At 70.5% G+C, this 6379-nt stretch carries 2 protein-coding genes and 2 pseudogenes; all 4 read right to left on the bottom strand.

Annotated features, from left to right (window positions below):
* Positions 1 to 1216 (bottom strand): annotated as a pseudogene (locus AOK15_RS40335) (integrase); the annotation flags it as partial.
* Positions 1213 to 2964 carry a hypothetical protein gene (locus tag AOK15_RS40330; RefSeq protein ID WP_055524119.1) on the bottom strand — a complete coding sequence of 584 codons (1752 nt, stop codon included), beginning with the start codon at positions 2962 to 2964 and terminating at the stop codon, positions 1213 to 1215. The gene AOK15_RS40330 and the pseudogene AOK15_RS40335, both read right to left, overlap by 4 nt.
* Positions 2961 to 4460, bottom strand: a complete 1500-nt coding sequence (locus AOK15_RS40325; RefSeq protein ID WP_063799119.1) for a site-specific integrase — start codon at positions 4458 to 4460, stop codon at positions 2961 to 2963. The genes AOK15_RS40330 and AOK15_RS40325 overlap by 4 nt, the downstream gene beginning before the upstream one ends.
* 99 nt (positions 4461 to 4559) lie before the next feature.
* Positions 4560 to 6191 (bottom strand): annotated as a pseudogene (locus AOK15_RS40320) (ComEC/Rec2 family competence protein); the annotation flags it as partial.
* Positions 6192 to 6379: the final 188 nt, after the last annotated feature.

Genomic DNA, 6379 nt, shown 5'->3' with positions numbered 1-6379 from the left:
GGAGTTCGCCCTCGGATCGGTGGTTGCCGTTCTCGTCGGTGGCCGTCTTGTAGGTGTGCCCGTTGCTCAGGTGCTGTCCGGAGTGCGGGTCTGGGCAGCAGCCGGTCCGCAGGCCGAGAACTTCTTGGGGTCTCATTCCAGTCAAATACGACATGACGATGAATGCGGCGGTGCCCAGATGCCGCATAAGAGACGCGGCCTCGGTGAAGTCCAGGGCCTGTTTCCAGGGCTTGCCCTCGACCCGCCCGGTGACCGGGACGGACATGGGGCAGCTGCCGGGGTTGCTGTCCAGGTACTGCTTCAGGGCTCGGATTTTCTTGGTTCTCAGGACGTTGTCGATCTGTTTGGTCGGGGCCCCGGTGAGGCTGGAGATGTAGGTGCGGGCGAACTGCGGGCCGCCGGGCAGGTGGTGCGCGGGAACGGGGCGGCCGTGCTCGGCCAGGCCACGTAGGTAGCGCTTGACGGCGACCAGCGTTTCCCGGGTGCCCACGGCCTGGCCGGCCTGAGCGGTGATGCGGCGGTTCTCGGCCCAGGCGGCGAGGATGTCGTCGGCGAAGTCGTCGATGACCCGCAGGGCCCAGATGAGCAGGGGCCCCATGGTGGCCGGGTCCAGCGGTTCGGTGCTGTTCTCGCCGGTCACGGCGGTGGCGGCGGGCAGGTAGTCGTCGCGGCCCTTGCTGACCCAGGGCGGCTCGGCGATCCCTCTCGGGAGCGCGGTGCCTTCGTCGAAGGCCCAGAGCCGGGTCAGCGCGACCAGCTGATGGCCGACCGTCGAGCCGTTGGCCTTCGGGGCCCGGGCCAGGCTGAGGCCGTAGTCGTGGAAGACCTCCTCGGTGCAGTCGGCCAGGGTGGTGATGCCGCGTTTGCCGAGCCAGCGGGCGAAGGCCCGCCAGTTCAGGAGGGTCCGGTAGAGCGCGCTGGCGCCCTGCCGGGTTCGCCAGGACGGCGCCTTGCCGATGCGGAAGGTGTCCGGCAGTGCGCGGTTGACCATGTGCCATGCGATGTAGCGGAACTCCTCCCGCATGGCCTGCGGGAACTTGTGCCAGAGGACGTTCTCCCGGGCCGCGCTCGGGTTGTCGACGAGGGGTGCCAGGGGCCAGACACGGTCGCCGTAGAGGGCGGCGGCGCCGACGTAGCTCGCCACCACCAGCGCTGGTTCGATGGCGGGCGTGTCCGGGCCGGGTATGAACGGCGCCTCGGCGTACGCGGTTGTCACAGGTCGAAATGTCCGTTCAGGAGTTGGTCGATGACCTCGCGATCCTCGGCGGTGGCTTCGGCGAGCTTGGCCTTCCAGGCGGCCTCGCCGATGCGGCGCTGGAGGTCTTCCAGCCGGGCATGGGCATCGCTCCACTCGGCGTCCCAGAGCTCCGGCTCGAGGATGCTGTGCAGACTTTCCAGGGCGAGGTGCAGATAGGCCAGGCGGGGATGGTGGCCGGGATGAACGCGGGCGTTCGGGCAGGCGGTGCAGAGCAGGAACGAGGCGCCGCAGCCGGTGCCCGGCGGGGTGAACGGGCTGTTCTCGTAGTCGTCGCAGTCGGTGGTCGCGGTCTCCTGCCCGTCACCTTCCGGGGTGTCACCGAGCTTGGCGAGGAAGACCGTCCGGCGGGCGGCATCGACCGCCGCGTTCGCGCCGGCCGCGATCACCGGGACGGCCCCTTGCTGGACCTGCGGTTCGGTCAGGGCGTAGACACGGTCGAAGGTGTCCTGACTGTTCTGTCCCGGTTCACGGCGGTGCACGACGTTGACCGTCTTGCGCATGCGGCGCATCGGCGACCCGGCGAGCTCCGTCTGGCGGGCCCAGTCGGTGCCGGCGGCATCGGCCAGCCCGAGGCCGAACGGCCCCACCCGGGGAGTGTCCTGGTCCACGCGCCCGTTGTTGGCATGACCCTCGCGCCAGATGAGCAGACGGTCCAGGTCGGACCCGGCGGCGGTGACGAACTCCCGGGCCGGTGCGGTGGCCTCCAGGGCCTCGGTGATCAGTCGGCCCGGAGAGTCGGCCCCGAAGTCGGTGAGGTTGCGCGTCTCATGGTGGTGGCCGCTGTTGCGGCGGCGTTTCTCCAGCTCAAGCCTGTAGATGGGGAACCCGCCGTTCTCCCCGGAGTTCGGCGTCGCCCGCGGGGCTGGCATCCGTGCGACCACGGTGGCGTTCAGCCCCTGCTCGGTCACCAGGAGCACCGCCAGCGCGGTGATCTCGGTGCGGGTCAGGTAGAGCCGCTGCCAGGTCAGCAGCGGCTTGGCGCCGCCCAGGGCCCGTCGGTAGCGGTTGACCACCACCATCTTGCCGGTGCTGGCCTGCTGGTAGCGGGGAACATGGCCGGTCGAGGCCAGGGTGTCCAGGGCCTCACCGATCAGCCACTCCCGGCTGCCGAACTCGAAGGCGCCCTTGCGCCATGCGTCGAGGTGCCCGGTGTTCTCCCGGACCCGCAGCAGCGCGGCCCGGAACATCCGCCTCGCCGTGACACGGACCTCGGTGTACTCCTGCGGCTGGTATGCCTTCTCCTTCGGTTTCACCCGGGCGATCCGCTTGGCCATCGCCTTCCGGACCGGCTGCGGAAGCCGTACGTCCTGCTGCAGGAAGTTCGCCGTCGACTTGATCTCCCTGTATCCGGTGGCGGTGTCCGGCCGGCTCACCCGCCAGGACTTCCACAAGGCCGCGGTGATCTCGCCGATGTCCTGCGGCGGACGCTCCTGCTTGGAGAGGAAGTCTGCGAACGCGGTGAGCACACGCCAAGTGCCGAAGCTGCTGTCGGTGGAGTCCCAGCCCCCGCCGGGGGCGCACCGGGCGGCGAACAGCACGGCCAAGGACCGGAGCATGGCCGGCGGCGCGGACAGCGTCGCAAAGTCGTAGTCACGGACGATGCCTGCCTTGTCCAGGTGGCGGACCCGCAGGCCGTCCTCGGCCAGGACGGCCGGACGGTGGTGGGGCTCGTCGGGCAGGGTGGCCTTGCGCCCGCGTCGGCTCACTGCCGCACCACCAGCTTCTCCTCCAGGTCCTGGATGCCCTCGCTCTCCTGGGCAAGCCGGGTCAGCAGGTCAGTCACCCGCTTCTGCGTCACCGTGACGCCGTCGCCTTCCTCCACCTCGACCGGTTCGGCGAGCAAGGAGCGAAGCTGCAGGTCAGACACCGGAGCGAGGTAAATTTCGCGGGTCGTCTCCAACTCGGCGTGACCCAACAGGTCCTGCACCATCCGCCACGGGTCCCCGTAGAGCAGGCGGAAGTCGCGTCGTTCCTCCGGGGTCAGCCCCATCCGCAGGTCAACGATGTGATGCAGCACGACGAGCATGTAGAGAGCCATCGAGTGCCGGCACATGTGGGGCGTGCAGAACGGCGGTTCGCTCACGACTCCCGCCAGGACCTTCTCGCACCGCTTCGAGGCACCCCGGAAGACGTTCTCCCAGGACTCCGGGTGGAAGGGCAGCCCGGACTCGTTCAGCCACAGCCACAACGGCTCCGGACCCGCGGGCCCCTCGGTGAACAGCGTCATCCGCTCCTCGACCGTGGCGTCGTTCAGCGCGGTCTCACCGATGACACCGTCCTGGTCGACCCAGTGCAGCACCTTCTTCCGCCGCCCCGTGATCCTGGTGACCAGCTTCCGCTCAGGCAGGCTGTCGTACCGGCCCTTGGCCTGCGCGCGGCGTACCGCTGCCGCCCGCATCGACTCCGAATAGCCTTCGATCAGGCCGACCACCGGCGCGGCGACGTAGTACGTCCTCGGCCGCTTCGACTTCGTGACCGCCTTCGCCAGCCGACCCGAGTAGTAGCGACGGGCCCGCAAGGCCGAACGCGGGACCTCGATCGTCAGCAACGATCCGCCCTCCGTCAGCCGTGCACCGGAGGAGAACAGCAGCTCGGCGAAGGCCACATTGCGGTCCTCCATCCGCCCCGCCCAGCCGGGCTCCGGGACGCCATCGGCGCCGTAACCGCGCAGGCCCACCTCCACCCACTGGCGAAAAGCCCGCGGGGTCAGCCAGTGCACGTTGCTGGACTTGGCGTTCTTCGACCTGCCCGCCGGCACCTCGATCGCCTCTCCATAACGACCGACCGTCTGCCGCATCTCGACCGGATTGACAGCTATCCATTCCGACTTGGTCGCCCACGAATAAAGCTTCGCGAAAGCCGCAAGCCCGCGATTCCAGCGTGCTCCGCCGACCTTCTGGGGATTGCGCGGTGACCGTGTTCTCCAGTCCTCGAAGTCCCACAGGTCATCTGCGGTCGCTTCAATCCAGCTCTTCCCCCGCAGCCATAAGAAGTCGAAGAGAAGACAGTAGTCCTCGGTGTAGTCCTCCTTCGTCGAATCCATCAGACGAACAAACGACGAACGGCACAGGTACAGGCACAGCAACTCGTCGATCCGGTAATCCGGAGACAGCAGAATGGGGTCCCCCGGGTGGATCCCCACCCGCTCCTCCCGCTCGGCGAGGTCACCGAACCCCGCCAGCACGGGCACCCCATCCGGCACCGCGACCGGCCGCCTCGGAACCCAGTAAACCTGCCAACCTGCCACCGCTCAGCCCCTCTTCGATCAGCTTCAACACGTAGATCAAACAGGGAAGTCCGAGCACATCACGAACCGCCAACCGGGCGGCGGCCATCCCGTGATCACCCTGGTCAGGGGCGGCGGCTGCACCACGGCCAGCAGGAACACCACCAGGCAGGCCGCCACCAGCCACGGGCGGCCCACCATGCGCCGCCCGACGAACACCGCCACCACCGTGACGAGGGCCAGTAGTGCCGCGCCGGTCCAGCTGCCCGGCCAGTCCATCCCCGCCCCCGGCAGGGACGCCCCCGTGCGCGCGATGTCCGCGATCCACCCTGCGGGCCAACTCGCGCACCAGGCGATGCACTCGGCGACGGGCATCGCGACCGGCGCCGCCGCCAGCGTGGCGAACCCCAGCACCGTCGCCGGCGCCACGGCGACCTCCGCCAGCAGATTGCACGGCACCGCCACCAGGCTGACCTTCGCCGACAGCACCACCACGACCGGCGCGCACACCGCCTGTGCGGCCCCCGCCGCCGCCAGCGCCTCGGCCGGGCGGGGCGGCACCCGACGCCGCTGGAGCGCCGCGCTCCACCGCGGGGCGAGCAGGAGCAGCGCCCCGGTCGCCAGGACGGACAGCAGGAAGCCGTAACTCCGGGCGAGCCACGGGTCGTACAGCACCAGCAGCAGCACGGCCGTCGCCAGCGCGGGCACGAGCGATCTACGGCGTCCCGTCACGATGGCCAGCAACGCGATCGACCCGCAGGCCGCCGCCCGCACCACGCTCGGCTCCGACCGGCACACGATCACGAAGCCGAGCGTCAGCGCACCGCCGACCAGCGCGGTCGCCCGCAGCGGGATCCCCAGCCGGGGCGCGAGTCCCCGCCGCTCCGCCCGCTGGGCGAGCCCTGGTGGGCCGATGAACAGGGCCAGCAGGATCGTGAAGTTGGCGCCGCTTACCGCCAGGAGGTGAGTGAGGTCGGTCGCCTTGAACGCCTCGTCCAACTCGGCCGGGACCCGCGAGGTGTCCCCCACGACGAACCCCGGCAACAACGCCCGCGCATCCCCGTCCAGCCCGTCCGTCGCCTCACGCAGCCCTTCCCGCAACCGCCCCGCGAACCGCTGTGGCGCGCTCGCCTCCTCCACCACCTCAGGGGGCCTGCCCCCTCGCACCCGCAGCACCGCCGCGACCTTGTCTCCCCCGGCCAGGGCCGGCACGGCCTGCGCGGCCACCCGCACCCGCGTCGACGGCAGCAGCGTGAGCCACGGCGAACGGCCCCTTTCTCCCGCAGACGACCTCCGTGCCATGTCGACGATCACCAGCACCGGCGTCCGCGTGTCCACGACCGCCCCGTCCGGGCCTTTCACCCTCCGGACCTCGGCCTGGAGGAGCACGGCCGTCGGGGTGGCGTGATTGCCGTTGATCCGCGGGCGGGTGAGCCGGGGATCGGACGTCAGCTCGACCTCAGCGGTGACCGGCGCGTACCGCTCGGCCAGCCGTGGAACCGGTCCACGCCGCAGATCCGCCCCATGCAGCCCGGCGGAGGCAGCCGAGGCGGCGACACAGAGCAGCACGGCGGCCACGGACACCTTCGCGCCTGCGGAGTAGGACGACAGCCGGGCCGGACCACGGCTCACCAGGGGCTCGGGGCACCCCTGCGGCTCCCGGTCCACCTTCGGCTCCCGGTCCACCTTCGGCTCCGTGCCGCCCATCGGCTCGGGGCACACCTGTGGGTTCGGGCCCACCTGGGGCTCCGGCGACACTCGGGGTCCCGGCCACGTGCGAGGCTGCCGCCCGGCCAAAGGTTCCGACCTCGCGGGTGGCCGCCGCCGGTTCCGAAGTTCCGACCCCACGCGAGGCTGCCGCCCGACCCGGGCTTCCGACCCCACGCGAGGCTGCC

Source organism: Streptomyces ossamyceticus, assembly GCF_001418475.1.
Classification (GTDB): Bacteria; Actinomycetota; Actinomycetes; order Streptomycetales; family Streptomycetaceae; genus Streptomyces; species Streptomyces ossamyceticus.
The sequence above is the reverse complement of the archived record's forward strand: the minus strand, read 5'-3'. Positions and strand labels throughout refer to the sequence as shown.